Annotated in this window: 3 protein-coding genes; 1 reads left to right on the top strand and 2 read right to left on the bottom strand. The window is 41.0% G+C overall.

The window, feature by feature from the left end:
• The first annotated feature begins 76 nt into the window (after positions 1-76).
• Positions 77-1222, top strand: coding sequence for an AbrB family transcriptional regulator (locus AOQ70_RS12855; RefSeq protein ID WP_059376668.1), 1146 nt, complete (start codon positions 77-79; stop codon positions 1220-1222).
• Between the two features lie 38 nt (positions 1223-1260).
• On the opposite strand, the gene lepB is transcribed toward AOQ70_RS12855, so the two are convergent.
• On the bottom strand, positions 1261-1773 hold the full coding sequence (lepB, locus tag AOQ70_RS12850; protein ID WP_039177636.1) for a signal peptidase I: 513 nt from the start codon (positions 1771-1773) through the stop codon (positions 1261-1263).
• A partial coding sequence (locus AOQ70_RS12845; RefSeq protein ID WP_197414612.1) for a TVP38/TMEM64 family protein occupies positions 1773-2162 on the bottom strand: 390 nt, incomplete at its 5' end. The genes AOQ70_RS12845 and lepB, both read right to left, overlap by 1 nt.

Raw genomic sequence — 2162 nt, 5'->3', positions numbered from 1 at the left:
AGAGACTTTTGTATTATAGTGAAGATAACAACATTTCACTTACTGAACAAAATTATAGGAAGAAGGTTTACATGTGATGAAACAAGGAAACAGCCTTCGAACCGATCTCATTTTGATCGCAATAAGCGGTTTAGGTGGTTTTCTTTTGTCTTTAACAGGAATGTCTATTGGCTGGATGATCGGTACATTAATCACAGCTGCATTTATTGCCATGCGACGTCCCACCCTGTTTCAGCGTAAAGGAAACAACACCTTGCGTATTCACAGCAGATGGCTACTCCTTGGTCAATTTATTCTCGGAATCGAACTCGGACAAAAAATGAACATGAAAGTTCTTCATATTTTCGCTGAACATTGGCTCCCTGTGAGTTTCATGCTCGTTTTTTCTATTCTACTGGCGATGCTCTCTGGCTTTGCCTTATGGAAGCTGAGTAAAACAGATATGCTGACCAGCTTTGTCGGCACAGCACCAGGCGGTTTATCTGCTATGCCAGGGATTGCCCAAGAGGTTGGAGCAAATACAGCCGTTGTCAGTCTCGTACAAACAACACGTGTATTAATGGTGGTACTCACCATCCCATTTACGGTGTTCTATTTAAATACAAAAAATCCAGCGGATGCAGCTGCAGGCATTCAAGGGAGCGCCTTTTCATCCGGTGTTTTCACCCTGTCAAATATCTCGTGGACTGCTGCACTTATTTTAGGTGCCTGGCTTATGTCACGCCTGGCGGTTCGTCTTCATTTCCCTGCCCCTTGGCTGATTGGCAGCATGTTAGGAGTTGCTGCTCTTCAAGTAGGTGCAGGTGCGCTCATAGGTCATGATTTGATTCCTTATTGGCCAGCACAAGCGAATATCGCATCACAGGTATTTCTAGGTGCAACCATCGGTTCAAAAATGAATAAACAGATGTTTGTCGGACTAAAAAACACGTTAATTGTAGCCGTCGTCAGCTCAGCTGGACTAATTGCTGCAACGGTTCTCAGTTCAATTGCCATTGCTGAGGTCACAGGTATTTCTGTCATTACAGCCATTCTTGCCTTTTCTCCTGGCGGTATTGCAGAAATGGCAACAACAGCAGTTACACTCCATGAGGACTCAACCTTTGTAGTAGCTGTACAAGTCGTTAGAATCATTCTTGTCATAGCAATGCTGCCACCGTTTTTTCGATTCTTACATCATGTCTGGGCAAAAAGACATCCTGATTATAAAGCCGCTAAATAAAAAAGAGAGACGCTTTGCATGTGCAGAGCGCCTCTTTTTTATTCATCCTGATTTCTTTTGACACCAACTACTTGATCTTTTGAAATCGTTCCAAAATGCCGGCTGTCAAAGCTATGTATTCGGTTATCTCCGATCACGAAGTAATGGTTTTTTTTGATTTTATCATGTCCTGTGATGGCTTTCAGCTGAAAATCCCCTGTCAGGACATTCCCCATTTTATGTTTTTTCTGCTCTTTTAAATAGGGTTCTTTCCATTTTGCCCCATCCACAAATAACTGATCATCGACATACTTGATCGATTCTCCCGGGAGCCCAATGACCCGTTTGATCAAAATTTGATTTTTTGGTCCGTGAAATAACACATAATCAAACCGGCTAATTTTCGTGAGTTTTGGTGAGAACTTGTTGATTAATAATTCTGTTCCATCTGTAAATGTGGGGTCCATACTAACCCCTTCTACTTTATACTTCACAAACATGAAATTCTTTACTTGGAACAATAAGACGATGCATGTAATAATCATCAACCATAACAATGGCTTCTTTTTCATTAAGAGCCTCCTTTGTCCTCACGCTTGCTCATTCGAATGTTCAACCTATTTTCTACTCTCTTTCCAACATACCATAATAAAACGATAACTAGAACCGCAAAAACACTTCTTAACGGATTCTTTACTAAAGCAGAAAGGTCATAACCAATAAAACTAATGATAAAGAGCATGACACACTTACCAGCTAAAGCAGCTAATGAAAATTGCCACATGCTAATTCTTGATAAGCCTGCGACCACATTGACGGCAGCAGAAGGTGTAAAAGGAAAGCAGAGTAAAATAAATAACGGACCAAATCCCCGTTTCTCTACCCAAAGCATTAATTTCTTAATGGAAGGGTGTCTGCTAATAAAGTTCAGCATTCTCATCTGTCCAAATTTTCTGATCAG

It is taken from the genome of Bacillus sp. AM 13(2015) (genome assembly GCF_001518755.1).
Lineage (GTDB): Bacteria > Bacillota > Bacilli > Bacillales > Bacillaceae > Bacillus > Bacillus safensis.
Note: the sequence above shows the minus strand (reverse complement) of the source record. Positions and strands in the feature narration are given on the sequence as shown.